The sequence below is a fragment of the Rhodobium orientis genome (assembly GCF_003258835.1).
In the GTDB taxonomy this organism is placed as follows: domain Bacteria; phylum Pseudomonadota; class Alphaproteobacteria; order Rhizobiales; family Rhodobiaceae; genus Rhodobium; species Rhodobium orientis.
The window spans coordinates 1-24,000 of the sequence record NZ_NPEV01000046.1; the positions used below are offsets into that span (position 1 = coordinate 1).

Sequence of the window (24,000 nt, forward strand, 5' to 3'; positions counted from 1 at the left end):
TTCGACACCCCCGAGCACCTGGCCAACGAGCTCATCGAATATATCATCTACTACAACGAGTTCAGGCCCCACCAGGCAATCGGAAACATCCCGCCAAAGACCTTCGCCGAACAAAAGAAAACCGAACAGCCATCACCGAATTCGTGAACTTGCACAATTGCGAGCGAAGCGAAGCAATCCAGTTCGGCGATTGCGATATGAAATGAAACGGATGTTGCGGACCGGTGCCGGAACTGATGGCCATGGCGTCTAGGGCGAGTCAGGCCATACGGGTTGTCCGGAGGGCGCGGCCGGCGGAAGCCGCCGCGCTCTCCGAGCTCGCCATGCGCTCCAAGGCGGTGTGGGGTTACAACGCCGCTTTCATGGACGCCTGCCGCAAGGAGCTGACGGTCCCGGCCGACGCGGTCCGCTGCAACGAGATCTGGCTCTGCGAGATCGGCCGCAACTCCGCCGGTTTCTACGAGCTGATGCCGGACGTCGACAGCGGTCACGGCGAGGTGCGCATGTGTTTCGTCGACCCGAACTTCCTGCGCCGCGGTGTGGGACGCACCATGTGGCGGCATATGGAGGAGCGGGCGCGCCTGTGCGGTCTCAGCCGCCTCGGCCTCGATGCCGATCCCAATGCCGTGCCGTTCTATTCGGCGATGGGCATGGCGGTCACCGGAGAGGCGCCGTCGGGCTCGATCCCCGGCCGGATGCTGCCGCGGATGGAAAAGACGCTCTGAGCGCAGACCCTCTCGGCGGTTGACGGCGGCGAGCGGCCATGCGAGGCAAGCGCAATGCCGCTAAAGCATGTTGCGTTGTTCAGGAAGAACGCAACATGCTTTAGCCGGTTGTTTTTACGCGATTTCTTATCCAAAAAGTCTGTCGACTTTTTGGGAAAGCGCTTTAGCCGTCGCGGAGGGTTCATGCCGGTTCGCATCGCCACCTTCAACGTGGAAAACCTCCTGTCGCGGTTCAGTTTCGAGCAGGAGCTCGATGCGCTGCGCCGGGAGGGCGCGCTCAATCTCCTGGAAATTCCCGACAAGCAGACCTTCATGGATCTGGAAATGGCGCGCCGGGTGGTGACCACCGACGACATGCGCCAGGCGAGCGCGCTCGCCATCCGCGACACCCATGCCGACATCGTCTGCCTGCAGGAGGTGGAGTCCCTGAAGGTGCTGAGGGACTTCGAGAAATTCTACCTGCATCACCTCGCCAATCTCGATTATCCGTGGAAGCGGCTGATCGAGGGCAACGATCGCCGCGGCATCGATGTCGCCGCGCTCGCCAGGCGCGATTACCCGATCATGGCACGCAGCCATGCGGGCCTCACCTTCGACGACCTCGGCGTCTACGACCACGACCTCAATCTTGCCGGCATCAACCGCTCCGACCGGGTGTTCCGCCGCGACTGCCTGGAACTCGACACCCGCGTCGACGGCCGGCCGCTGACCATCTATGTCTGCCATTTCAAGTCGATGGGGTTCCGCCGCGAGCCGGGCATTCCCTATGGCTCGAACAACCCGCGCGACATCACCATGCCGATCCGATGGGCCGAGGCGACGGCGGTCCGGCGCATCATCGAGGACCGGTTCGGCAAGGACGGCGCGGCGCGCGCCAACTGGGTCATCTGCGGCGACCTCAACGACCACGTCTACAAGGAAGGCAACAAGGTCTCGCCGACCGGCGTCGACCCGCTCCTCAACGGCGGTTTTTCGGTCAACCTGATCGAGCGGCTGCAGCCCGGCGAGCGCTGGACCCACTACTATCCGAAAGACAACCACCGCACCCAGCTCGACTATATCCTGGTCTCGCCGGCACTGGCGGCGGCCAATCCGGATGCAAGGCCGGAGATCGTGCGCTCCGGCATGCCTTTCCGGGTGCCGGGCACCGACGGCATCCCGCGCTATCCGCGCACCGGCTGGGCCCGGCCGAAGGCGAGCGACCACTGCCCAATGGCGGTGACGCTGTCGATGGTGTGAGGCGGGAAAACCGGTTCGCGGTTCCGGTTTTTAAATCTAAGGTTGCGTGCTAGGATATCTCTCCGAAAAGGGGAGTTGTCTGCGATGTTTGCCGTCAATCAGCTTGTCGGATTGCTTGCCATGATCGTCGCCGGCGCCATCGGCGGCTATGTCGGGGCGATCCTGTCCCGGCTCAGTCCTCCGGACGACGCCGACGGCACGGCGCTGGCGTCGATCAGCGTCCGGGAGTCCGCCTTTGCCGGGATTGCTGCCGCATTCGTCGTGCCGGTGTTCCTGGCAATCGCCTCCATGGGCGCCCAGCAATCGCTCATCGCCAATGTTTTTCAGCCGATGGCGCTCGATTGCACCGGGGCGCCGGATGCCGGCATCTGCCGGGGGTTCGTGCCCTCGCTCCTTCTTGTCATTGCCTTCTGCATCGTCGTCGGCGCCAGCTATCGCGCCTTTTTCGCCGGCATCAGCAAGCGGTTGCTCGATGCATTGAACGATAAGGTGAAGGACCTCAACCAGGAGGTCGAGAAGCTGGGGGAGGAAGAGGACGTGGAGACACCCACTACCGCCAAGCAACCGCCGAATGCCAAGGTGCTGCCCGATGACGAGAGCGCGGTCCTCAATGCGCTGATCGAAAAACCGCGAACCCGACGCGCGGTCGGAGCCATTGCCATGGAACGGAAAATGCCACCACCCCAAGTCGAGCAGGCACTTTCAAATCTCGTCGGTCTCGGGCTCGCGGAAGAGCTGGCGTCGACGACCAAACCCGGTAGCAAGCGGTTCCGCGTCGATGTCGACGCGTTGTCCTCCCGGGTGACGAAAGACCTGACCACCGACAAGATCTACGTGAAATAGGAGTTCGTTTGCCAAGGCGCGGGATTTCGTCGCCCTTGACCGCGCCGGGCCGCGGCCGCGGTTGCAAATGGCCGGTAATCGGCTAATGGTCGTCGGATTGAGCCCTTCCCCCGTCCGGAGTCCCCATGCCGCGCGCCTATGCCGTCCTCGACGTTTTCACCGACACGCCGCTTGCCGGCAATCCGCTGGCCGTGGTGCAGGGCGCCGAAGGGCTGGAAGACGACCGCATGCAGGCGATCGCGCGCGAGTTCAACCTGTCGGAAACCGTCTTCGTGCTGCCGCCGGAAAATCCGGCCTCTTCGGCCAGGGTGCGCATCTTCACGCCGGCGCAGGAACTGCCCTTTGCCGGCCATCCGACCGTCGGCACGGCGGTGCTGCTGGCCACCGACCGGTTCGGCGGGGACAATGGCGACGTCGATGCCGTCGTCGTGCTGGAGGAAACGGTCGGCCCGGTTCGCTGCGGCGTCCGGCTGCGGAGCGAAAAGCCCGGCTATGCCGAGTTCGACGTGCCGAAGCTGGCCAAGCCCTGCGGCGAGGCGCGGGAGAAGGAGCTGATCGCCGCCGCCCTGTCGCTGGAGCCGCGCGAGATCGGTTTTGAGAACCACAAGCCGAGCATGTTCGACGCCGGCGTGCCCTATACCTTCGTGCCGGTCTCCGGGCTCGACGCCATCGCCCGCGCCCATGCGGTCAACCGGGCCTGGCCGTCCGGCTTCGGCACCGAACAGCACAGCAACGCCTTCCTCTATTGCCGCGAGACGCTGCACCACGACTATTCGTTCCATGCGCGCATGTTCGGCCCGATCTTCGGCATCCGCGAGGACCCGGCCACCGGCTCGGCCGTCGCCGCCTTTGCCGGCGTCGTCAAGGCGTTCGACGGGCTGACCGAGGGCACCCACCTCATCCGCGTGGAGCAGGGCTACGAGATGGGCCGGCCGTCGCTGATCGACCTGGAGGTCGATATTTCCAAGGGCGCGTTGAAGGCGGCGCGGATCGGCGGCAAGGCGGTGATCGTCTCCCGCGGTGAACTGAACGTCTAAGCCGGTTGTTTTTCGAAGAACCGTTCTTGGTTTTGCGTTCATGCGCCACGCAGGCTTGCGGCGCATCAGAGCCGGCGCCCGTTCGGGCTTGCGACGCCTGGCGGCGTCGACCGGGCCACATAAGCATTCTGGGCAAGCGCATCCTCTCTTGCAATCGGGCCGCGATTTCGGATAAAGACGTGTTAACGACCCGGTAACCGGCGTCGGCCAAGCTCTCTCTGAGCTTTGCGCGGATGCGCCGAACCAGACGGAAGACGAAGGACGACTTGATGATCGCCGCTCGGCATACCGAGACTTTTGCGATCGCCGCGCCCCGCCGCGGAACCCTTCCGCTCGCCGGTTCGCTTCTCCTCCTTATCTGCCCCTGAGCGTCGGCAGCCCCGTAACAGGGCGGGCACTTAGGGGATAAGCGCGAAGACCGAAGTTTCCTCACAGCGTTATGAGATAAGTCCGGCCATGAGCGCGTTGCGCCGCCGGGAAAGACGAGAAAGGAACCGCTCCGATGAGCGAATTCACCGTTACCGAGACGAAGGCCAACCACGTCAAGATCTTCGACACGACCCTGCGCGACGGCGAGCAGTCGCCCGGCGCCTCCATGTCCCTGGGCGAGAAGCTGCAGGTCGCCGAGATCCTCGACGGCATGGGTGTCGACGTCATCGAGGCCGGCTTCCCGATCGCCTCCAATGGCGATTTCGAGGCCGTGTCCGAGGTCGCAAAGACCGTTAAGAACGCCGTCGTCTGCGGCCTGGCGCGGGCCGGCGCCAAGGACATCGACCGGGCGGCCGAGGCTATCGTCCATGCCAAGCGGCCGCGCATCCACACCTTCATCTCCACCAGCCCGGTGCACATGAAGTACAAGCTGCAGATGGAGCCCGACGCGGTCTATGAAGCCGTCATCGCCAGCGTCACACGCGCGCGCAACCACACCGACGACGTGGAATGGAGCGCGGAGGACGGCACGCGGACGGATTTCGATTTCCTGTGCCGCTGCACGGAAGCCGCCATCAAGGCCGGCGCCACCACCATCAACATTCCCGACACCGTCGGCTATTCGGTGCCGGAGGAATATTACGCGCTGTTCCAGAGCCTGATGGAGCGCGTTCCGGGCGCCGACACCGTCACCTTCTCCACCCATTGCCACAACGACCTCGGCATGGCCGTCGCCAATTCGCTGGCCGGCGTCAACGCCGGCGCGCGGCAGATCGAATGCACCATCAACGGCATCGGCGAGCGGGCCGGCAACGCGGCGCTGGAAGAGATCGTGATGGCGATCAAGACGCGCGGCGACAAGCTGCCCTACTGGACCTCGATCGACAGCACGTACCTGACCCGCGCGTCCAAGCTGGTCTCGGCCGTGACCTCGTTCCCGGTGCAGTACAACAAGGCGATCGTCGGCAAGAACGCCTTTGCGCACGAGTCCGGCATCCACCAGGACGGCATGCTGAAGCACACCGAGACCTACGAGATCATGACGCCGGAATCGGTTGGCGTCGCCGCGACCTCGCTGGTCATGGGCAAGCATTCCGGCCGCCATGCCTTCCGCGAGAAGCTGAAGGAGCTGGGCTACGAGATGGGCGACAACGCCTTCGCGGACGCCTTCAAGCGCTTCAAGGCGCTGGCCGACAAGAAGAAGCACGTCTATGACGAGGACATCGAGGCTCTGGTCGACGACGAGATCGGCACCGCCGACGACGGCATCAAGGTGATGGCGCTGACGGTGATCGCCGGCTCCATGGGCCCGCAGATGGCGACCCTGACGCTCGATATCGACGGCGAGCACCGCACGGTGCAGGCGATGGGCAACGGGCCGGTCGACGCCACCTTCAACGCCATCAAGGAGATGGTGCCGCACGACGCCAAGCTGCAGCTCTACCAGGTGCATGCGGTGACCGAGGGCACGGACGCCCAGGCTGAGGTCTCGGTCAAGCTGGAAGAGAACGGCAAGACGGTGATCGGCCGCGGCGCCGATCCGGACACCCTGGTCTCCTCGGCCCGCGCCTATGTGCACGCCCTCAACAAGCTGATCACCAAGCGCGAGCGCACCAAGCCGGAAGCCCTGAAGGCGGGGTAGTTGGCGGCGCTTATTCGCGCACTTGCGACAGGACACAAAGGTCGGTCCGGACATTCCGGGCCGGCTTTTTTATGTTGTGCTCGTCCAGCGCAACAGATGGCTGGCGCAGGTGCGACAGTCGGTGCTGCCGAAGCCGGGCACCGGCACGTCGATGTTGCCGGACTCCGAGAGCTTCGCGACGAGGGCGCATTCGTCGCCATCCGGGACCGCGATGGCCGCAGTGCCGGCGGCGGCGACGGTGAGGGTGTCGATGTGCCAGCGCAGGGTCTTTTCCCGGCGCAAATGGCGGGCGAGCCTTGCGGCGATGCCGCCGGGGCCGCGGGCGCTGCCGCAATAGAGATACCAGCCGGGGGGAAGCGTCGCCTCGCCGAAGCGGGCGGGAAGGGCGGCCGGTTCGGCAAGCCCGAGGACCAGCACATAGGCGCCGGGTACGCGGGGTAGCTGGAGCCCTTCGCCACCGCCTTCCTTGCCGCGAACGACCCGTGCGCCGAGCCCGGCGCGGGCAAGCAGGCGGTGAAGATCGGGCGGAACCATCAGCGCGGACATGGCAACAGTGTTAGCCGCAAAATCCATAGCCGGAAACGGTTGCCAAACGAAATGATCGTCCCTATAAAGCGCCGGTGCGGCGCGATTGGTGGCCGCATTCCTGGCATTCAGGGCGCATAGCTCAGTTGGTAGAGCAGCTGACTCTTAATCAGCGGGTCCAAGGTTCGAGTCCTTGTGCGCCCACCAATATTTTAGTGGATTAGCTGACCCCGGTTGGTCGAGCTGTTTGCTTCACCAATTCCACTCAGTGGGGTCGCGTCCCACCATCGGCCGTTCCCGGATAATCGCCACGCGTTGTTTAAATGCGTTCGATGAATGGCACATCTCGCCAATCATCTTGTGGCGCATCTCAAACAATGCGCCTTATCACTTCAAGAAGACTACGCTCCCTTTCGCCTCTCCCCGAATGTACCATTCCTTCGCCGAAAAAGCCGTGGCGAATGCTAGCGCCTGATTCTGGGGGACGAATATAAAAGGCAGAGGCGTGTGGCTTCTGCCGGAATACTGGCCTTCTCGACAACGGAATTGTTCGTGTTTGCCCTGATATCGCGAACCTCAAAGGCCTTCTTGGCAGTCAAATGCTCAAACTGAGCAGCGTAACAACGGTCAAAAATCCGCGCGTCTGAACCAAAATAAATGGCTGCGGCGATGGCCGCCGACCCGACCAGAATCGCTCCAGGAATCGCCAGTTTATCCATTCTCCCGCATCGCCTTTGTCTCAGAAAACAAACATTGTGAGGCTTCCGGTTGCTGTGTCAATTTAAGGTTTTGATGCCGGTATGGGGAGTTAGGTATTGAGGCCGTCCACCAGTTCCGCCTTATTCACGACAGCGCTACTTATCTTTGCAGGACGAAAAAAATCGGCGCTGTTCTTACTGCAATATTTGTTCTTTTTGCCTTTCGAGCCATGGCGTTGCCGCCGGAGGTAGAAGGGCGGTTTTTCTTGAACCAAGCCGCCTGCGACGACTACAAGAAATACGGTGAGGTTGATGGGCCGGGGGCCATTGATATCACCCGGACCCGCGTCGAAGGGTGGGAGTTTTCCGGCGTGATCATCGGACGACACATAGACGCCAACGATTCGGTTTTTCTGCTCGTTGATTTTTCCAACGACGTTTGGCGCTCCGGGATTGGCGCTCCCTGGGACATCGTTCGCTTCAGGCGCGAAGGCCAAAGCACTATGATCAGGTTCAACGAACGGGTCGAGGAGAGGCTAATTTCCGCTTCCGATTGTCTGCCGCCAAGGGATCGATCATAGCGCCGGGAGGGAAAAGATGAGCAAGAAAGCATTCGGCCAGATTGAAGAGGGTTTGAATGAGGCCCTTGCCGTCGCTCGCGGCGAGGCCGGTTCCTTTCGACTCCACGTGCCCTCCGAGATCTGCATCGAGGCGATCTGGGACGGCGAGGCCAAGGTCTGGGTCGCGACCAGCGAGAATTTGCCGGGCCTTGTCGCCGAAGCCGAGACGATCGAAAAGCTGGAAGACACGCTCTCGCGAATGATCGCCGATCTTCTGGGCGGCGACGGTCCGGGCGAAATCGTCGTTCGTATCCGTGCGGAATGCTCGAAGACGCTGCGTCTCGCCGGCTGACGGATGTCCAACGCCGTCCTCACGCAGGCCGGGCTTCCGAAACAGTTCTGAGGATTGACGGCGTTACGCGCCGCCCCGCTCCCGCTCCACCTTCTGCCGCCGGACCCTCGTGAAACTCATGGAAATATGCGAGCGGCGGATGTGGCCGGCGGCGGAGAGGTCGCCGATTTCCACGGCGGCCGCGACGTCGGCCACCTCGCGGGCAAAGATCTCGACCTCCTCGACAAGGTCCATCTGGGAGATGGAGCGCAGCCAGATGCGGGAGGTCTGGTAGTAGAGCCGTTCGGAAATCTCCCTTAGCGGCTCGCTCGCCGTCAGCCGCATCAGGGCATGGAAGAAATCCATATTGATCTCGGCGAACGCGCGCGGCCGCGGATCGTTGACGAGGGCGCAGCTCCGGGTCTTCAAATCGCGGAACAATTGCACGGTCTCGCCGGTCGGCGGCACCGGCGACAGGTGGCCGACCATCTCGGCCAGTTCCATGCGCAACTGGTAGACCTGCTGTAGCTCTTCCACGTCGACGTCGGTGACGAGGGTGCCGACGCTTTGCACCGACCGTAAGAGGCCTTCCGCCTCCAGCCAGCCGAGCACACGGCGCAGCGGCGTGCGGCTGATGCCGAACTCCTCGGCAAGGTCCGCCTCGCGCAGCCTTGTGCCCGGCGGATAGTCTAGCAGGCATATGCGGTTGCGCAGTTCGATATGCAGGCGCTCGAAGCGCTCGCGGGCGCCGCCGACGGGCCGAAGCGCGGGGCCGGCATCGGCGAGCGGGGCGTCGGCCGGCGCCAACTCCTCCGGCACCGGTAGGTCGTCGTCGGTGTGCTCGGGATTGTCCTTGGTCATTCGGCAATCAGCCTCGGTTCGAGCCCCCGCAGCATGGCAAGGCAGCTTTCAAGCTGATTGAGGCTGACGAATTCGTCGGGCTTATGGGCCTGTTCCACCGAGCCCGGGCCGCAGACGACGGCGGACATACCGAGTTCCTGGAAGAGGCCGGCCTCGGTGCCGAAGGCAATGACGTCGACCTCGTTCGATCCGGTCAGTTCGGAGACGATGCGCAGGGCCTCGTTGTCGTCACAGGGCTCCAGGCCGACGACCTCGCCGATGACGTGGGTGAAGACGTCGGCGTCCGGCGAGACGGCGCGCATCTCCGGCAACAGGGTGTCGTTGACATAGGCGTCGATGGCGGCGCGCAGGCGGACCCGGTCTTCCGCGCGCACCGGGCGCATCTCCCAGTCGACGGTGCAAAGGCCGGGAATGACGTTGTGGGCGACGCCGCCGGCGATGCGGCCGATCTGCAGGCTGGTCCAGGGCGGATCGAAGCGGCTGCCGGGCGGCGCCCATCGCTTCATGTCCTCGCGCAGCTCCATCAGCTTGGCGACATAACGCACGGCGTATTCGACGGCGTTGACGCCGTGGTCGGGCATCGAGCCGTGGCCTTCGAGGCCGGTGAAGGTGGTGGTGTATTCGCAGCAGCCCTTGTGGCCCTCGACGATGCGCATTTCCGTCGGCTCGCCGATGATGACGACCGAGGGCCGGGTCTCCATGCGGCCCATCTCGTCGACCAGATGCCGGGCGCCGAGGCAGCCGACCTCCTCGTCATAGGTGAAGATGAAATGCAGCGGGCGGGAGAGAGGACGTTCGGCAAAGAGCGGGGCGACGGCGAGGGAGGCGGCAATGAACCCCTTCATGTCGCAGGTACCGCGGCCGTAGAGGCGGCCGTTCTCCTCGCGCAGTTCGAACGGGTCCGACGTCCAGTCCTGGTCGGCGACCGGCACCACGTCGGAATGGCCAGAAAGGGCGATGCCGCCGTCCTCCTCCGGGCCGAGGCTGGCGATCAGGTTGGCCTTATGGCCGGTCTCGTCGAGGATCACCGAGGTGCGGGCGCCGAGCGCGCCGAGATGGTCGGCGGCATAGGCGATGAGTTCCAGGTTGCTGTCGGCGGAGACGGTCGGAAAGGCGATGAGGTCGCAAAGGATGTCCCGCGTGTCGTCGATCAGGGCCATTTCGGGCTCAATCCTTTACGAAGAGCTCGCGCGGCCGGTTGCACAGGCACTCGGCCGGCCCTTCCGGCTTGATCAGGATGCTTTCGGTGATTTCCAGGCCCCAGTCGTTCATCCAAAGACCCGGCATGAAATGGAAGGTCATGCCAGGCTCCAGCACGGTGTCGTCCTCCACGCGGATGGAAATGGTGCGCTCGCCCCAGTCGGGCGGGTAGGAGAGGCCGATCGGATAGCCGGCGCGCGCGGCGCGGTCGATGCCGGCGCGGGCGAGCGGCGCGCCGAGGGCGCGGGCGATGTCGGAAGCGGTATTGCCGGGCCGGGCGGCGTCCAGCCCCGCATTGAGGCCCTCCACGAGGGCGGCTTCGGCGTCTTTCATGAATTGCGGCGGGGTGCCGAGGAAGACGGTGCGGCAGAACGGGGCGTGGTAGCGCCGGTAGCAGCCGGCGATCTCGAAGAAGGTGGCAGTACCCGTCTCGAAGGTGCGGCCGTCCCAGGTCAGGTGCGGGGCGGCGGCGTCCGATCCGCTCGGCAGCAGGGGTACGATCGCCGGATAGTCGCCCCAATCATCGTCCATGCCGCGCACGGCGTCGGCGTGGATCTGGGCGACCATGTTGTTCTTTTTCATGCCTGGCTCGATGCGCTCCAGGATGCCGTCGACGATGCGCTCCGAAATGCGCGCGGCGCGGCGCATGAAGACGATCTCCTCGTCCGACTTGACGGCGCGCTGCCAGTTGACGAGGGCGGTGGCGTCGACAAGATCGGCATCCGGCAGTTCCGACTGCAAAACCAAATAGGCCTTGGCCGAAAAGTAATAGTTTTCAAGCTCAAGGCCGAGGCGCTTGTCGCCGTAGCCGCGGTCGCGGACGAGCGCGGCAAGGGTCTCCATCGGATGGCAATGCACCGACTGGACGTAGTGGTCGGGATAGCGCGCGACCCGGTCGTCCGCCATCCAGCAGGTGCGTACCGCGCCGTTGGCGTCCTGGCTGCGGCCCCACCAGATCGGATCCTCGTCGTGGAACACCAGAACGCCCTGGTGGACGTAGAACGACCAGCCGTCATAGCCGGTCAGCCAGGCCATGTTGGACGGGTCCTCGACGAACAGGACGTCGATGTCGGCGGCGGCCATGGCGCTGCGGACCTTTTTGAGGCGCCGATCGTATTCGGATGACGAGAAGGGGAGCTGGGCGGCCGGCATCGGCGGTTTCCTTGCACTGCACAAGAGACAAGCGGCTGCCTGATTTGTACACAGCCGACTGCCTCGGTGAATAGCGAAAAATGCTTTCGGGCCGATTTCCGTGAAGAAAATCAAGCCCGCCCGTTGACTCCTCGCGCTGGGAGGGCATGCTGTACACAACAAACCTATCCAGAACACTACGCATACCAAACAGAGGGAAACGGAGCACCAGATGAAGAGCATCTTCCTGAAAGGCGTTGCCGCAGCTTCCATGGCCATCGCCGCGTTCGCGACGGTGCCGGCCAAGGCCGGTCCGCTGATGGACCGGATCGAGGCGGGCGAGTCGGTCCGTATCGGTTTCGCAAACGAAATTCCCTGGGCCTATCCGGGCGAGAACAACAAGCCGCTCGGCTTTGCCAACGCCTTCACCATCGGCGTCCTGAACAGCATGGGCTATGAGAACATCGAGCCGGTCGTCACCGAATGGGGCGGGTTGATCCCGGGCCTGAAGGCCAATCGCTTCGACGTCATCACCGGCGGCATGTACATCCTAAAGAGCCGCTGCGAGAACATCGCGTTCTCCGATCCGATGGGCAAGTTCGGCGATGCCTTCATCGTGCCGAAGGGCAACCCAAAGGGCATCAGCAACTACCAGGACATCAAGGAGAAGGGCGCCGTGTTCGTCACCGGCGCCGGCTACAACTCCATTGAAGCGGCCAAGAAGGAAGGCGTTCCGGATTCCAACGTCATGGCCGTTCCGGGGCCGACCGAGATCCTCGCTGCGGTCCGTGCCGGCCGTGCCGATGCCGGCGGCGTCACCTACTTCACCGCGCTGAACCTGGCCAAGGAAGCGGACGACATCGAGGTCACCGATCCGTCCAAGCTGCCGGACTGGACGCTCAACTGGGTCGGCATCGGCTTCCGCGACGCCGACAAGGACTTCCTTGAGAAGTTCAACGAGGCGGAGGCCAAGTATCTCGGCTCGGAGCAGATGATGAAGGACGTTGCCGAATACGGCTACACCAAGTCCCAGCTTCCGGGCGACAAGACCACCGAGTGGGTCTGCAACAACCGCTGATCGGCGATCGCGAATACCGAACAGGACGGGCGGCCGCTGAAGGCGCGTCGCCCGTCCGCCGTGCCGGCAGCCGCCGGCGCGTTTCCCCGGTTCATTCCACTCGGATAGGCGGCCATGAGCTATTTCGAGTATCTCGCCGAATTCGGTCCGCGCTTTGTCGACGGCACCATCATCACCGCGCTGCAGACGGTGCTCGCTGCCGTGCTGGCGATCTTCATCGCCTTCGTCGCCGGGTTGATGCGGATGTCGCCGAACCCGCTGATCCGGGGCATCGCCACCGTCTATATCGAGATCTTCCGCGGCACGTCGCTGCTGGTCCAGCTCTACTGGATCTTCTTCGTGCTGCCGCTGTTCGGCATCACCCTTGAAAAGTTCACCGCCGGCTTCGTCGCCGTCGGGATGAATCTCGGCGCCTATGGCGCGGAGCTGGTGCGCGGCGGCATCCTGTCGGTGCCGCGCGGCCAGTGGGAAGCGGCGCTCGCCCTCAACATGTCGCCGACCAAGCGGATGATCCGGATCATCTTCCCGCAGGCGCTGCTCAACATGCTGCCGCCCTGGGGCAACCTCCTCATCGAACTGCTGAAGGGCACGGCGCTGGTCTCGCTGATCTCGGTCTCCGACCTGATGTTCGAGGCCAAGCAGATCAACAGCACCACGTTCCTGTCCATCCAGGCCTTCGGCACGGCGCTGGTCATCTATTACGTGATGGCCCGGTTCGCGATCACGCCGTTCATGCGCTGGCTGGAACGGTTCATGTCCCGCAAGCTGGGGAGGGCCTGAGGTTATGGGTTTCGACTGGCGCTGGGACTTCACCTTCGAGATCCTGCCGCGGCTCCTGCTGGCGACGCTCAACACGCTGCTCGCGGCCGGTCTCGGCTATGCCATCGCGGTCGTCCTCGGCCTGGTGCTGGCGCTCGCCCAGAGGACGCCGTCGCGGGTGTTGACCCGGGCCGTGCGCGAGGTCGTGGAGTTCATCCGCTCCACGCCGCTCGTCCTGCAGATCTTCTTCGTCTATTACGTCGGCCCGCAGTTCGGGATCCGGCTGTCGCCGTGGACAAGCGGCATGATCGCCATCGGCCTGCACTACGCGTCCTATCTCTCCGAGGTCTATCGCGGCGGGCTGGAGAGCGTGCCGAAGGGCCAGTGGGAGGCGGCGCGGGCGCTCAATTTCAGCACCGCGCGGACCTATTTCCGCATCATCATTCCGCAGGCGCTGCCGCCCTCGCTCGCCGGCATGGGCAACTATCTCGTCGGCATCTTCAAGGACACGCCGATGCTGTCCGTCATCGGCGTTGCGGAACTCATGCATACGGCCAACGCCATCGGCTCGGAGAGCTACCGTTTCCTCGAGCCCTACACGCTGGTCGGCGTCATCTTCCTCCTCATTTCGCTGCCAACCGCCGCCTTGATCCGGGTCTTTGAGTCCTGGGTGCGCAAGAAACTCGGGTTGATCTGATGTCAGAAGACATGTCTGCCTATCCCCTCCGGCTGGAAGGGGACGACGTGCCGATGGTCCGGTTCATGAACGTCACCAAGAGCTACGGGGCGCTGGTCGTGCTCGATTCGCTCGACCTCGATGTCGCCGCCGGCGAAATGGTCTCCGTCATCGGGCCGTCCGGCTCCGGCAAGACCACCGTCCTGCGCATGCTGATGACGCTGGAGACGATCAATGGCGGCGTCATCTATGTGGACGGCCAGCCGCTCACGCACATGGAAAAGAACGGCGTGCTGGTGCCGGCCTCGGAGAAACACCTGCGCAAGATGCGCGCCGACATCGGCATGTGCTTCCAGCACTTCAACCTGTTCCCGCACATGACGGCCGTTGAGAACTGCATGGAGGCGCCGGTGCACGTGCTCGGGCTTTCCAAGAAGGAGGCCCGCGAGCGCTCGCTCGAACTCCTGCAGATGGTCGGGCTGGAAGACAAGGTCGACCAGCATCCGTCGCGGCTTTCCGGCGGCCAGCAGCAGCGCGTGGCGATCGCCCGGGCGCTGGCCATGCGGCCGAAGGTAATGCTGTTCGACGAGGTGACCTCGGCGCTCGACCCGGAGGTCATCGGCGAAGTCACCAACGTCATCCGCGAGCTGGTCGACAAGCACAATCTCACCATGCTGATGGTCACCCACCAGATGGGCTTTGCCAAGGAAATCTCCGACCGCGTCTGCTTCTTCTTCGGCGGCAAGATCGAGGAGCAGGGCAGTCCCGACGAGCTCTTCGGAAACCCGCAGAAGGAACGCACCCAGCAATTCCTTTCCGCGGTCATGGAGGCGGGATGAGCGTCTGCCTTGCGGACATCCTCGCCGCAAGAAAGAGGATTTCCGGAACCGTCATCCGCACCCCGCTCGTTCCCTCGCCGCATCTTTCCGGCCTTGCCGGCCACGACTTCCTCCTCAAGCTGGAAAACACCCAGCCGATCGGCGCCTTCAAACTGCGCGGCGCGGTCAACGCGATCTTCGGCCTTTCTGACGATGTCGCCGGCGTCACCTGCTGTTCCACCGGAAACCACGGTCGCGGCGTCGCCTATGCGGCGCGCGCGCGCGGCATCCGCGCCGTCATCTGCATGTCGTCGCTGGTGCCGCAGACCAAGGTGGACGGCATCAGGGCGCTCGGCGCGGAGGTGCGCATCGTCGGCCGGAGCCAGGACGAGGCCCTTGAGGAAAGCCTCCGGCTCTGCCGGGAGGAGGGGCTGACGGAGATATCGCCCTTCGACGATCCGCTGGTGATCGCCGGCCAGGGGACCATCGGGCTGGAGCTGATGGAGGATCGGCCGGACCTCGACATGGTGCTGGTGCCGCTGTCCGGCGGCGGCCTTGCCGGCGGCATCGCGCTGGCGGTGAAGACCGCGAACCCCAAGGCGCGGGTGATCGGCGTTTCCATGGATCGCGGGGCGGCGATGCACGCCTCGATCAAGGCCGGGCATCCGGTGGAGGTGGAGGAAGTGGCGAGCCTTGCCGACTCCCTCGGCGGCGGCATCGGGCTTGAGAACAAGCTTTCCTTCGCGCTCTGCCGGGATCTCCTGGACGACGTGGTCCTGGTTACCGAAGAAGAGATCTACCGGGCGATGCAGACGCTCTATTATGAGGATCGTCTGGTGGCGGAGGGTGCCTGCGTCGTCGGCATCGCAGCGCTGCAGGCCGGCAAGCTGCCGAAGGCGGAGGGGCCGGTCGCCACCGTCATCACCGGGCGCAATGTGGACATGCAGGTTTTTACCCGGGTCGTCCTAGGTGCCGACGTGACGCTCGGCGATCTCACCATCGAGGGGATGCCCTATGGCGCATGACATCCTCGTCGTCACCGAGGCGGACCTTCGAGGCGCCGTGACCCTCGACCTCACCGCCGTCGATGTCGTGGAAAAGGCGTTCGCGGCGCTGGCGACGGGCTCCGTCGTGATGCCGCCGATCCTTTCCATGGCGATCCCCGAGGCGAATGGCGAGGTCGACGTCAAGACGGCCTATATCCCCGGCTTCGACGGTTTCGCCATCAAGGTCAGCCCCGGCTTCTTCGATAATCCGGCGCTCGGGCTGCCGAGCCTCAGCGGGCTGATGATCCTCTTTTCCGCCAGGACCGGCCTCGTCGAGGCGCTCTTTCTCGACAACGGCTATCTCACCGACATTCGCACGGCCGCGGCCGGTGCCGTTGCCGCACGGCATATGGCGCCGGAAGAGGTGACGACCGCCGGCGTCCTCGGCACCGGCGTGCAGGCGCGGTTGCAGATCAAGGCAGCCCGGCTGGTGCGGCCGTTCAGCCGCGTGCTGGTCTGGGGCCGCGATCCGGTCAAGGCGGCCGACTACGCGACCGACCTCGCCGCCGATCTAGGCATCGAGGTGCGTGCCGTCGACGACCCGGCAAAGCTCGTTGCGGAGAGCCAGCTCGTCGTCACGACGACGCCGGCCAGGGAGCCGATCCTTTCCGCCGACTGGCTGCATCCGGGCCTTCACATCACCGCGATGGGCTCCGACCAGGGCGAGAAGAACGAGATCGACCCGAGGGCGCTCGTCGCCGCCGATGCCTATATCTGCGACCGGCTCAGCCAGTGCGAGGCGCTCGGCGAGTTGCGCTCCGCGATTGCCGCCGGGCTCTGGACGGGTTCGATGCCGGCCGAACTCGGCGCCGTCGTTTCCGGTGAGGTTGTCGCGCGCAAGAAACCTTCCGACGTTACCATCTGCGACCTTACGGGCACCGGGGCGCAGGACACGGCGATCGCCACCCACGCGCGGGCGGTCGCGCTTGCATCCTCCATCGGAACGGGGATTTCGGCATGAAGATCGGCGTCTATCAATGCGCGGCCGGCGGGCGCTCCCAGGAGGAACGGCTGGCATGCCTTGCCGAGGCGCTCGGCGACGACGGTCCCGACATCGTCGTCTGCCCGGAGCTTTTTTCGTCGGGCTACAATATCGGCGACGATCTTTTGCGGCTTGCCGAGCCGGTCGAGGGGCCGTTCTTTCAGGAGATCGCGAAGCTGACGGCAAAGAGCGGGTCGCTGATCGTCTATGGCTATCCGGAAAAGCTGGAGGGCGAGCTCTACAACGCGGCCGCCGCGGTCTCGCCGGAAGGTGTCCTCATCGCCAACCACCGCAAGCAGGCGAATTCGCCGAACAGCTTCGAGACGGCCTATTTTTCCACCGGCAAGCGGCCGACGGCGTTCACCTACAAGGGCGTCCGCGTGGCGCTCGTCATCTGCTACGAGGTCGAGTTCCCGGAAACGGTGCGGGCCGCCGCCCAGGCGGGTGCCCAACTGGTGCTGGCGCCGACGGCGCTGGTCGATCGCTGGGAAGTGGTGGCGACGAAGATGATCCCGACCCGGGCCTTCGAGAACGGCATCTATCTCGCCTACGCCAATCACGGCGGCAGCGAGAACGGCTTTTCCTACTACGGCGGCAGCCGCATCGTCGCGCCGGACGGCACGGAGCCGGCCGTTGCCGGCAGTGGCGAGGACCTGATCGTCGCGGAGTTCGATGCCGAACGGGTCAGGGCCGCGCAGGAGCGGCTTCCCTATCTGAAGGACGTTTCCGGGCTGGAGCTTTCCGCGTCCGGCAAGCACGAGGCCGCCAATGTACGCAAACCCGTTTTCTGACCAGGAACTGGAGGCCCGGCTGACGCGGGTGAGGGCCAAGATGGCCGAGCGGGACCTCGACCTTGCGCTCTTCTCCACGCCGGAGAACATCTTCTATCTCACCGGCCTCGACCACTGGGGCTATTTCGCGCCGCACCTTTTGATCGTGCCCGCAGAGGGTGACATGACGCTGGTCACCCGCGCCATGGAGCGGGTGACCATCGAGCACCAGGTGCGCAATGCGCTGTTCGAGGGCCACAGCGACAGCGAGACGGCGGCCGACATGGCCGTGCGGCACCTGAGGGCGCGCTCGACTGCCAAGACGCGGCAGCAGCAGGCACTGGTGGAGACCGAGCAGGTGATTGACGCGCTGCCGGGCGTCTCGCGCCGCATTGGCGTGGAGACCTGGTCGTCGGGCCATTCCTACGGCTTCGGCGCGGCGCTCAGGGACAATGTCGAGCACGCGGAATGGACCGACATCACCGGCCTGGCCGACGAATTGCGGCTTGTGAAGTCGCCCGAAGAGCAGGAGATCATGCGGCGGGCCGCCGCCGCCTCCGACGCCGGTACCGCCGCTGCCATCGCCGCCATCCATGACGGCGCGGCGGAAGCCGATGTGGCGGCCGAATGCATTGCCGCGATGACGCGGGCGGGCGGCACGCCGCCGGGCTTCGGCCCGTTCATCCGGCCGGAGGCGCGCATGGCCGAGGAGCACACTTCCTGGGGCGATGGCGTCTATCGCAAGGGCGAGCGCGTGTTCCTGGAGGTCGCCGGCTGCGTCGCCCGCTACAACGCGCCCCAGGGCCGGCTCGTCAATATCGGCAGCATTCCGGACGAGGACGCGGAGATGGCCGAGATCTCCAAGGACGCGCTCGATGCGATCCTGACGGGCTTGAAGCCCGGCGTTCGCGCCCGCGATGTCTACGACGCCTGGCAAAAGGTCGTCGACGAGGCCGGCATGCCGCATTACCGGCGCCACCATTGCGGCTATCTCGTCGGCATCGGCTTTCCGCCGTCCTGGACCGGCGGCAACAAGGTCACCGGGCTGCGGCATGATTCCGATCTCGAAATCCTGGAGGGCATGACCTTCCATGCCATGTCCTGGTTCACCGAGACCGGCCGCGGCAATTTCTTCGTTTCGAACACGGTGCTGCTTGGCCCGAATGGCGCCGAAGTGCTGACGAAGACGCCGGCCGGGCCGACTGTGGTGTGAGGATAGCTTTCGCTGGCTAATTTTTCTCGGGCGTGAGGTCCAGCGTCACCTTCGGCGGTAGCGTCACGTTCGGCTTCGCCCCCTTCAGGGCCTTCAGCAACAGGCCGACCGTGGTGCCGTTGTGGAGGACGGCGGTGGTGATCGGGGACAGCCAGCCGGCGAGGGCGCCGGCGAGGATGCCGGTGTTGATGCCGGCGGCGAGCTTGAAGTTGGTGTCGACCAGCTTCATCGTCTGGCGCGAGATGTCGATGGAGGCGGCCAGCAGTTCCAACCGGTCCTCAAGCAGCACCACGTCGGCCGAGGCGCGGGCGATCTCTGCGCCGCGCGGCATGGCGATGCCGACATCGGCGGTGACGAGCGCCGGGCCGTCATTCACCCCGTCGCCGACGAAGGCGACCTTGTGGCCGTCGGCCTGCAGCGCCTCGATGACGTCGGCCTTGCCCTCCGGCTCCATGCCGGCATGGACCTCGGTGATGCCGAGGTCTTTGGCGAGCGCTGCCGCCTTCACCTCGTTGTCGCCGGTCAGCATGACGATACGCCTGATGCCGAGCTCGCGCAGGCGGGCGACCTCGCGGGCGGCGCTGGCGCGGACCCGGTCCTCCAGGCCGATGACGCCGAGCGGGGCGCCGTCGGCGGCGACGTAGAGCAGGGTCTTGCCCTCCTTCGACAGCCGCTCGATGGTCTCGTCGTAAGGCGCGAACGAGATGTTCTCGTGGTCTTCCAGGAAGTGGCGGCTGCCGATCTGGATGTCGCCCGCCCCGCGCACCTTGCAGCGCATGCCGTGGGCGACGAGGTAGTCGACCTCGCCGTGGTCGATATGGTTGAACTTGTCCTCGTTGGCGCGGCGCACGATCGCCTCGGCGACCGGGTGGTGGGCGTGCTCCTCGATCGAGGCGGTCATCGCCAGCAGCCGCTTCGGGCTCCAGTGCTCGGGCTCGAAGACGAGGACGTCGACGACCTGCAGTTCGGAGTGGGTGAGGGTGCCGGTCTTGTCGAAGACGAAGGCATCGACGCCGGAAAGCTGTTCGATGGTCTGGCCGCCCTTGATGAGCAGGCCGGAGGTCGCGGCGTTGTACATGCCGGACTTGAAGGCGAGCGGCGTGCCGAGCTTGATGGCGCAGGAATAGTCGACGAGGAGCACCGATTCCAGCCGGGTTAGGTCGCGGGTCAGCGAATAGACGGCCGCGCCCGTGCCGAGGGTCAGGTAGACGCGCTTGTCGGCAAGGGCGGCGGAGACGCGCTGGGTTTCCGAGGTCTGGTCGAGGGCCTGCTCGATGAATTTGGAGACGCGGGCCGTCGTCGTCTCCTCGCCGACATGGCGGGCCTCGATGGTGAGCCGCCCGTCTTCCACCACCGAGCCGGCGATCACCCGGTCCATTGGTTCCTTGCGCACCGGCTCGGACTCGCCGGTGATGGAGGCCTGGTTGACGAAGGCGTTGCCGCGCAGTACCAGGCCGTCGACCGGGATGCGCTCGCCGACGCCGACGACGACGCGGTCGTTTTCCCGGATCTCGGCCTCCGAGACGCGTTTCAGCTTGCCGCCCTTCTCGACCCAGGCCGCGACCGGCTCGGGCCGCAGGAGCTGGCGCAGCATGTCGTCGGATTTCTGCGCCGTGGTGCTTTCCACATAGCCGGCGAGCTTCAGCAGGAACTCGGTGGTGTTGGCGGTGAGGTATTCGCCCTTCGCCGCCGTGAGGCCGATGGCGAGGGCATCGAGGGTTTCCACCTTGATGCCGCGGGTGACGGCGGCGGCACCGTTGGCGAGGGTGCCGGAAATGTTGAGGAAGGTGAGGGCGGCTTTCGCCGTCGGCCCCAGGAACGGCAGCAGCGCGATGAGGGCGCCGTTGGCGATCAGAGGGGCAAGGTCGGCGACCTCGGAGGGCCGGCCGGATACGGCCTTCGGCATGGTCTCGCCGGAAAGGCCCTTCAGGCGCTTAAGGAGCGCGTCGCGGACCTCGCTTCGGCCGTCATAGGCGATGACGAGGCTGGCGGCGCGGTCGTTGATGCGCACGCTGGAAACGCCGTCTTCCGATTCCAGCATGACCTGCAGGAAGCCGAAATTGACCCGCCGGTCCTTCAGCAGCGGCAGCTTCAAGCGCAGCCGTCGCGGCGTCTCGTGGACGACGCGCAGGCCATTGGCACCCGTCGCGGGCGGGGGAGAGACCGCGTTCATAGGGCGAGCCTTCCGATGCTCGGATCGGGGCCGGAGATCAGTCCGAGCCCTTTTCCGCCTGGACCTCTGCTTCGGCGTCGCGGAAGCGCTCCTTGACCTCCTCGATGCCGCCCTGCAGGAAATCCCAGGCCCGGACCGAGCCCTTGATGACGGCGTGCTGGACCTTGGGGTTGGTGAGGACATAGGCGGCGGCAGCCCCGATCAGCGCGCCCTTGATGAAGCGCTCCGTGGAGGGCGAGAACATCGTCGATTGCTGCGGGGGCATGGCGCCGTAGCCGGTGCCCTGCGGGTAGCCATAGCCCTGCGGTGCCTGCGGATAGGCCGCGTAGCCGACGGCGCCGCCGGCGAGCGGATAGCCGCCCTGGGGCATGGCGCCCTGGCCTTGCGCGCCCTGCTGGCCGCCATACATCTGGCCGGCCTGGGCCCACTGGCCCTGACCCGGATAGGCGCCGCCCTGCGGATTGCCCTGATTGCTCATTTTTCGTCACCCGTTTTCTCGTTGGCGGATTTCGCCAGGTAATACATGACCGCGGCGCCGGTGGCGGCGGCAGCCGCCGTCGGCAGGGCCCCGCTGCCGCCGAGCGCGCGGGCCGCCGCATCGGCAACGGCCGCCGCGGCGCCGGCGAAGAAGGCCGTGCGCGCGGTGTCGGCGACGGCTTCCTGGCGCGTCATCGTGCCGGCGCGGTAGGCCGGGATGTTGCGGGCGGCAGCGCCCGCCCCGCCGACCATGACGCCGATGGTGCCGGCGCGAAGGGCGGGATAGGCCGGCCGCATCTGAGGGCCGAAATAGGCTCGCGGATAAGTGCCGTGCATCGGCGTCTACTCCTTGCTCTTCTCGTCGGTGGTCTCGGTCGCGTCGTCGTCGGATTTGGAGCCGAAGGCGCCGAAGATCGCCTTCTTGACGTCGTCATTGGTGAGAATGAGCACGGCAGCGGCGCCGACGGCGGCGCCCTTCAGGAAGTCGCCATTGCTGAAATCGATGTAGCGCGACAGCGCGGCGAGCGGATTGCCGCCATTGGTCAGCTCGTTGAGGAGGTTGTGCATGCCGGTCGGGCCCGAATTGTTGGCTTGGGCGCCGCCTTGTGCTCCCTGGCCGCCGCCATGGCCCATGCCGCCCTGTCCCTGGCCGGGATCGAAGCCGCCCATGGCCGGGCCATATGCTTGCGGGCCGTAGCCATAGGGATCGGCCGGACCGTAGCCGGCAAAACCTTGCGGCGGCATGGGGGCATAGCCGTAGGGCCTGCCGCCGGGGGCGCCATAGGGGCCCGGCTGCGGCGGCATCTGCGGGCCGCCTGTCGGCTGGAACGGCTGGGACCCATAGCCCTGCGGTCCGTAGCCTTGCGGTCCGGCCTGGCTCTCGCCGCCGGCACCCCCGGTCGCGGGGCCGCCAAAGGCCTGGCCCGAAAAGCCCTGGCCGCCGAAACCCTGTCCCTGGAAGTTGAAGCCGCCTGCGGCGTTGCCGGCCGCTTGGCCGGTCTCCGGTCCGTTGTTCTGGTCGCTCATCTCACTCAGCTCCCTGTCGCCGGTTTGCGCGGTGCGCGCTTCGGCGTCGTTCTGGTGCTCTTGGTCCGCCGCGCGGTGCTCTTGGCCGCCGACGCCTTCGTCGCCTTTTCCCCGTCCTTGGTCTTCTTGTCCTTTGCCGGCGTGCCCTGCGTCGTCCCGGCCTCCGCCGGCGCGGGCTCTTCGGCGACGGTCTTGCGGCCGAAGGTGCTTCTCAGGACGAGGACGGCGGCGGCGCCGACGAACATGCCGCCAAGGCCCTCCAGGACGTTCTTCTTGACGCCGTGGCGGTGGCCGCCGAAACTGCTTTCGCCGCTCATTTGCCGCCTCCGTTTTTCTTTGCCGGCTCCAGCCGGTCGGCAAGCGCCTCAAGGCCGTAATAGGCGGCAACGCCGCCGGCAAAGAGGACGCCGAGGCGGGCAATGCCCTCGTCGGTCACGGCGCGGGCCGCGGCCCCGGAAATCGCCGTCGCCGCGCCGGCCAGAACCGCGCCGCGGGTCGTCTCAAGGGTCATGTCCCATTGCTGGATCTCGCCGCGCCGGACCTTCCTGAGGCCGCTCGCCGCCGCGATCGAGCCGCCGACCACGGCGCCCATGAGGGCGAGCCGGACGAGGTCGGCGCAGACGTCGCCGGAGGCCGGCTGCGATGCGGGATAGGGCGCGGCCGGAACGCCGTAATGGGCGTATGGCGTCTCGGGATGGTAGGTCATGGACATTCGACTTTCATGCATCGGTGAGGTCGAGCCGTCGGCGGATCTCCGCGTCGACCTCCGGGCGGTCGCCTGCGATGATCTTCGACCACAGGTCGGGCGGGAACGTGTTCGGGTCGTAGGCGACGGTGGCCGACCCCGCGGCGCGGTTGATGCGCACGGACATGATGCCCTCAAGGCGCGCCAATAGGGTCTCTACGGTGCCGGGGGACAGCTTCGGTCCGCTCGTCAGCGCTTTCAGGGAAACGGACAACCGGATGCGGCCGGGAATGTGGTGGGCGATCTTCAGCATCGGCCGGATCTGCCAGAAGGCGGCGATGAGGTCGGAATCGGCAGGTTCGTTCATTCTGCAATTCGTAGTATTCACCGCATACGCGGGCAACGGGCAGAATCGCACATTGTCAGGATTGCTAGGCAGGGTTTCGGCCCTACCCGGACGTTCCCTCAGCGGGCGATGCGGGAAAGCTTCAGCAGCGTCAGGACCTTCGGCTCGACGGTCGACTTGACGACGGTGCCGACCACCGCGCTGACCAGGGTCCGGGTGACGGTCTCGCCGATCAGTTTCGACGAGCCGCCGAGGTTGACGGTGCGCGGCCCGGTCCGGTTCGGCGTCTTGTACTCGGCCGAGCAGCCGAGGCCGTCTAGGGCGGCCAGCAGCGTGTCGCGGTCGGTGATCTCGCCGTCGTAGCCGAGGATGATGCTGCCGGATTGCGGACTGGTGCGGATCGAGCGCACGCCCGGCACGTCTTCCATTGCAAGGGCGATATCCCGCAGCTTGGCGGCGTCGGCGCGCATCGACTTGCAGCGAACCCTGAGGCGGCCCGGAACATGGTGGACGTACTGGCTCATGGCGATCTCCCCGTTGCTGGCCGCCGCAAATGTATAAGGGATACTGCATATGCGATTGCGATCCATTTGCATTTATGCCGGTTCCGAAACCCGATTGCAACCCGTTTCGGGCCAAGGCGATGACGGGAGGACCTTTTGTCCGGCCCGCTGGCGGCTCTGTTCCGGACCGGAAAAATGCCCCGCCGGGGGGAAGAGAGCCGGCGGGG

29 protein-coding genes and 1 tRNA gene are annotated in these 24,000 nt (G+C 65.5%); 16 read left to right on the forward strand and 14 right to left on the reverse strand.

The annotated features are described in order from the left end of the window. The 6 genes from CH339_RS25445 to CH339_RS17910 form a co-directional block, all read left to right on the forward strand. Positions 1-147, forward strand: a 147-nt coding sequence (locus tag CH339_RS25445) for an integrase core domain-containing protein (RefSeq protein WP_146610090.1), incomplete at its 5' end; no start/stop codon positions are given. A gap of 95 nt (positions 148-242) precedes the next feature. After that, positions 243-725, forward strand: a complete 483-nt coding sequence (locus CH339_RS17890) for a GNAT family N-acetyltransferase (RefSeq protein WP_201240848.1) — start codon at positions 243-245, stop codon at positions 723-725. Positions 726-908: 183 nt separating this feature from the next. Then, positions 909-1,964 carry an endonuclease/exonuclease/phosphatase family protein gene (locus CH339_RS17895; RefSeq protein WP_111435747.1) on the forward strand — a complete coding sequence of 352 codons (1,056 nt, stop codon included), beginning with the start codon at positions 909-911 and terminating at the stop codon, positions 1,962-1,964. 120 nt (positions 1,965-2,084) lie between these two features. Beyond that, entirely contained in the window at positions 2,085-2,807 is a 723-nt protein-coding gene (locus CH339_RS17900; protein ID WP_146610228.1) for a YEATS-associated helix-containing protein, read from the forward strand. Between the two features lie 125 nt (positions 2,808-2,932). Then, positions 2,933-3,844, forward strand: a complete 912-nt coding sequence (locus CH339_RS17905; protein WP_111435749.1) for a PhzF family phenazine biosynthesis protein — start codon at positions 2,933-2,935, stop codon at positions 3,842-3,844. A gap of 502 nt (positions 3,845-4,346) precedes the next feature. Then, on the forward strand, positions 4,347-5,915 hold the full coding sequence (locus CH339_RS17910) for a 2-isopropylmalate synthase (protein WP_111435750.1): 1,569 nt from the start codon (positions 4,347-4,349) through the stop codon (positions 5,913-5,915). A gap of 69 nt (positions 5,916-5,984) precedes the next feature. Here CH339_RS17910 and CH339_RS17915 read toward each other — a convergent pair whose 3' ends face one another. Continuing rightward, positions 5,985-6,461, reverse strand: coding sequence for a GIY-YIG nuclease family protein (locus tag CH339_RS17915; protein ID WP_244668921.1), 477 nt, complete (start codon positions 6,459-6,461; stop codon positions 5,985-5,987). Between the two features lie 110 nt (positions 6,462-6,571). On the opposite strand from CH339_RS17915, the gene CH339_RS17920 reads away from it, so the two are divergent. Next, a tRNA-Lys gene (locus tag CH339_RS17920) sits at positions 6,572-6,647 on the forward strand. 257 nt (positions 6,648-6,904) lie between these two features. On the opposite strand, the gene CH339_RS24410 is transcribed toward CH339_RS17920, so the two are convergent. Both CH339_RS24410 and CH339_RS24415 read right to left on the reverse strand, forming a co-directional pair. Next, complete coding sequence (locus CH339_RS24410) at positions 6,905-7,159, reverse strand: hypothetical protein (RefSeq protein ID WP_146610229.1); 255 nt, start codon at positions 7,157-7,159, stop codon at positions 6,905-6,907. An 89-nt stretch (positions 7,160-7,248) separates the two neighbouring features. Then, positions 7,249-7,635, reverse strand: a complete 387-nt coding sequence (locus tag CH339_RS24415) for a hypothetical protein (protein WP_146610230.1) — start codon at positions 7,633-7,635, stop codon at positions 7,249-7,251. Between the two features lie 100 nt (positions 7,636-7,735). On the opposite strand from CH339_RS24415, the gene CH339_RS17930 reads away from it, so the two are divergent. Next, positions 7,736-8,050 (forward strand): DUF1902 domain-containing protein, encoded by a 315-nt coding sequence (locus tag CH339_RS17930; RefSeq protein ID WP_111435752.1) that lies wholly within the window; start codon positions 7,736-7,738, stop codon positions 8,048-8,050. Positions 8,051-8,113: 63 nt separating this feature from the next. On the opposite strand, the gene CH339_RS17935 is transcribed toward CH339_RS17930, so the two are convergent. Genes CH339_RS17935 through CH339_RS17945 form a run of 3 tightly spaced genes read right to left on the reverse strand, consistent with a single transcriptional unit; the run spans position 8,114 to position 11,242 of the window. Continuing rightward, positions 8,114-8,890 (reverse strand): GntR family transcriptional regulator, encoded by a 777-nt coding sequence (locus CH339_RS17935; protein WP_111435753.1) that lies wholly within the window; start codon positions 8,888-8,890, stop codon positions 8,114-8,116. Then, on the reverse strand, positions 8,887-10,050 hold the full coding sequence (gene argE, locus CH339_RS17940) for an acetylornithine deacetylase (RefSeq protein WP_184443464.1): 1,164 nt from the start codon (positions 10,048-10,050) through the stop codon (positions 8,887-8,889). The genes CH339_RS17935 and argE overlap by 4 nt, the downstream gene beginning before the upstream one ends. 7 nt (positions 10,051-10,057) lie before the next feature. Then, on the reverse strand, positions 10,058-11,242 hold the full coding sequence (locus CH339_RS17945) for a M24 family metallopeptidase (protein WP_111435754.1): 1,185 nt from the start codon (positions 11,240-11,242) through the stop codon (positions 10,058-10,060). Positions 11,243-11,453: 211 nt separating this feature from the next. Here CH339_RS17945 and ehuB point away from each other — a divergent pair, with 211 nt between their 5' ends. The 8 genes from ehuB (at position 11,454) to CH339_RS17985 (ending at position 18,563) form a co-directional block, all read left to right on the forward strand. Then, positions 11,454-12,299, forward strand: a complete 846-nt coding sequence (gene ehuB / locus CH339_RS17950) for an ectoine/hydroxyectoine ABC transporter substrate-binding protein EhuB (RefSeq protein WP_111435755.1) — start codon at positions 11,454-11,456, stop codon at positions 12,297-12,299. Between the two features lie 114 nt (positions 12,300-12,413). Continuing rightward, on the forward strand, positions 12,414-13,079 hold the full coding sequence (ehuC, locus tag CH339_RS17955; protein ID WP_111435756.1) for an ectoine/hydroxyectoine ABC transporter permease subunit EhuC: 666 nt from the start codon (positions 12,414-12,416) through the stop codon (positions 13,077-13,079). Positions 13,080-13,083: 4 nt separating this feature from the next. Beyond that, the gene (ehuD, locus tag CH339_RS17960) at positions 13,084-13,755 is read left to right on the forward strand and encodes an ectoine/hydroxyectoine ABC transporter permease subunit EhuD (protein ID WP_111435757.1); all 672 of its coding nucleotides are present in this window, start codon (positions 13,084-13,086) and stop codon (positions 13,753-13,755) included. An 11-nt stretch (positions 13,756-13,766) separates the two neighbouring features. Next, the gene (ehuA, locus tag CH339_RS17965) at positions 13,767-14,573 is read left to right on the forward strand and encodes an ectoine/hydroxyectoine ABC transporter ATP-binding protein EhuA (RefSeq protein WP_244668920.1); all 807 of its coding nucleotides are present in this window, start codon (positions 13,767-13,769) and stop codon (positions 14,571-14,573) included. After that, the gene (gene eutB, locus CH339_RS17970) at positions 14,570-15,577 is read left to right on the forward strand and encodes a hydroxyectoine utilization dehydratase EutB (protein ID WP_111435759.1); all 1,008 of its coding nucleotides are present in this window, start codon (positions 14,570-14,572) and stop codon (positions 15,575-15,577) included. Before ehuA ends, eutB begins: the two co-directional genes overlap by 4 nt. Further along, positions 15,567-16,559, forward strand: coding sequence for a cyclodeaminase (locus CH339_RS17975; RefSeq protein ID WP_111435760.1), 993 nt, complete (start codon positions 15,567-15,569; stop codon positions 16,557-16,559). The genes eutB and CH339_RS17975 overlap by 11 nt, the downstream gene beginning before the upstream one ends. Next, entirely contained in the window at positions 16,556-17,371 is an 816-nt protein-coding gene (locus CH339_RS17980) for a carbon-nitrogen hydrolase family protein (RefSeq protein WP_111435761.1), read from the forward strand. Before CH339_RS17975 ends, CH339_RS17980 begins: the two co-directional genes overlap by 4 nt. After that, on the forward strand, positions 17,349-18,563 hold the full coding sequence (locus CH339_RS17985; RefSeq protein WP_111435762.1) for a M24 family metallopeptidase: 1,215 nt from the start codon (positions 17,349-17,351) through the stop codon (positions 18,561-18,563). The genes CH339_RS17980 and CH339_RS17985 overlap by 23 nt, the downstream gene beginning before the upstream one ends. 16 nt (positions 18,564-18,579) lie before the next feature. Here the strand turns inward: CH339_RS17985 and CH339_RS17990 are convergent, their stop codons facing one another. The 8 genes from CH339_RS17990 to CH339_RS18025 all read right to left on the reverse strand — a co-directional run bounded on the left by CH339_RS17990 (position 18,580) and on the right by CH339_RS18025 (position 23,794). Then, positions 18,580-20,736: a heavy metal translocating P-type ATPase gene (locus CH339_RS17990; RefSeq protein WP_111435763.1), complete on the reverse strand. Its 2,157-nt coding sequence runs from the start codon at positions 20,734-20,736 to the stop codon at positions 18,580-18,582. Between the two features lie 37 nt (positions 20,737-20,773). Next, on the reverse strand, positions 20,774-21,214 hold the full coding sequence (locus tag CH339_RS17995; protein ID WP_111435764.1) for a hypothetical protein: 441 nt from the start codon (positions 21,212-21,214) through the stop codon (positions 20,774-20,776). After that, positions 21,211-21,549: a magnetosome protein MamC family protein gene (locus CH339_RS18000; RefSeq protein ID WP_146610231.1), complete on the reverse strand. Its 339-nt coding sequence runs from the start codon at positions 21,547-21,549 to the stop codon at positions 21,211-21,213. Before CH339_RS18000 ends, CH339_RS17995 begins: the two co-directional genes overlap by 4 nt. 6 nt (positions 21,550-21,555) lie before the next feature. Beyond that, on the reverse strand, positions 21,556-22,239 hold the full coding sequence (locus CH339_RS18005) for a hypothetical protein (RefSeq protein ID WP_111435766.1): 684 nt from the start codon (positions 22,237-22,239) through the stop codon (positions 21,556-21,558). 5 nt (positions 22,240-22,244) lie between these two features. Further along, on the reverse strand, positions 22,245-22,556 hold the full coding sequence (locus CH339_RS18010) for a hypothetical protein (RefSeq protein ID WP_111435767.1): 312 nt from the start codon (positions 22,554-22,556) through the stop codon (positions 22,245-22,247). After that, on the reverse strand, positions 22,553-22,951 hold the full coding sequence (locus tag CH339_RS18015) for a magnetosome protein MamC family protein (protein WP_111435768.1): 399 nt from the start codon (positions 22,949-22,951) through the stop codon (positions 22,553-22,555). The genes CH339_RS18010 and CH339_RS18015 overlap by 4 nt, the downstream gene beginning before the upstream one ends. 7 nt (positions 22,952-22,958) lie before the next feature. Continuing rightward, positions 22,959-23,291: an HMA2 domain-containing protein gene (locus tag CH339_RS18020; RefSeq protein ID WP_111435769.1), complete on the reverse strand. Its 333-nt coding sequence runs from the start codon at positions 23,289-23,291 to the stop codon at positions 22,959-22,961. A gap of 98 nt (positions 23,292-23,389) precedes the next feature. Beyond that, the gene (locus tag CH339_RS18025) at positions 23,390-23,794 is read right to left on the reverse strand and encodes an HMA2 domain-containing protein (RefSeq protein WP_146610232.1); all 405 of its coding nucleotides are present in this window, start codon (positions 23,792-23,794) and stop codon (positions 23,390-23,392) included. Positions 23,795-24,000 lie beyond the last annotated feature (206 nt).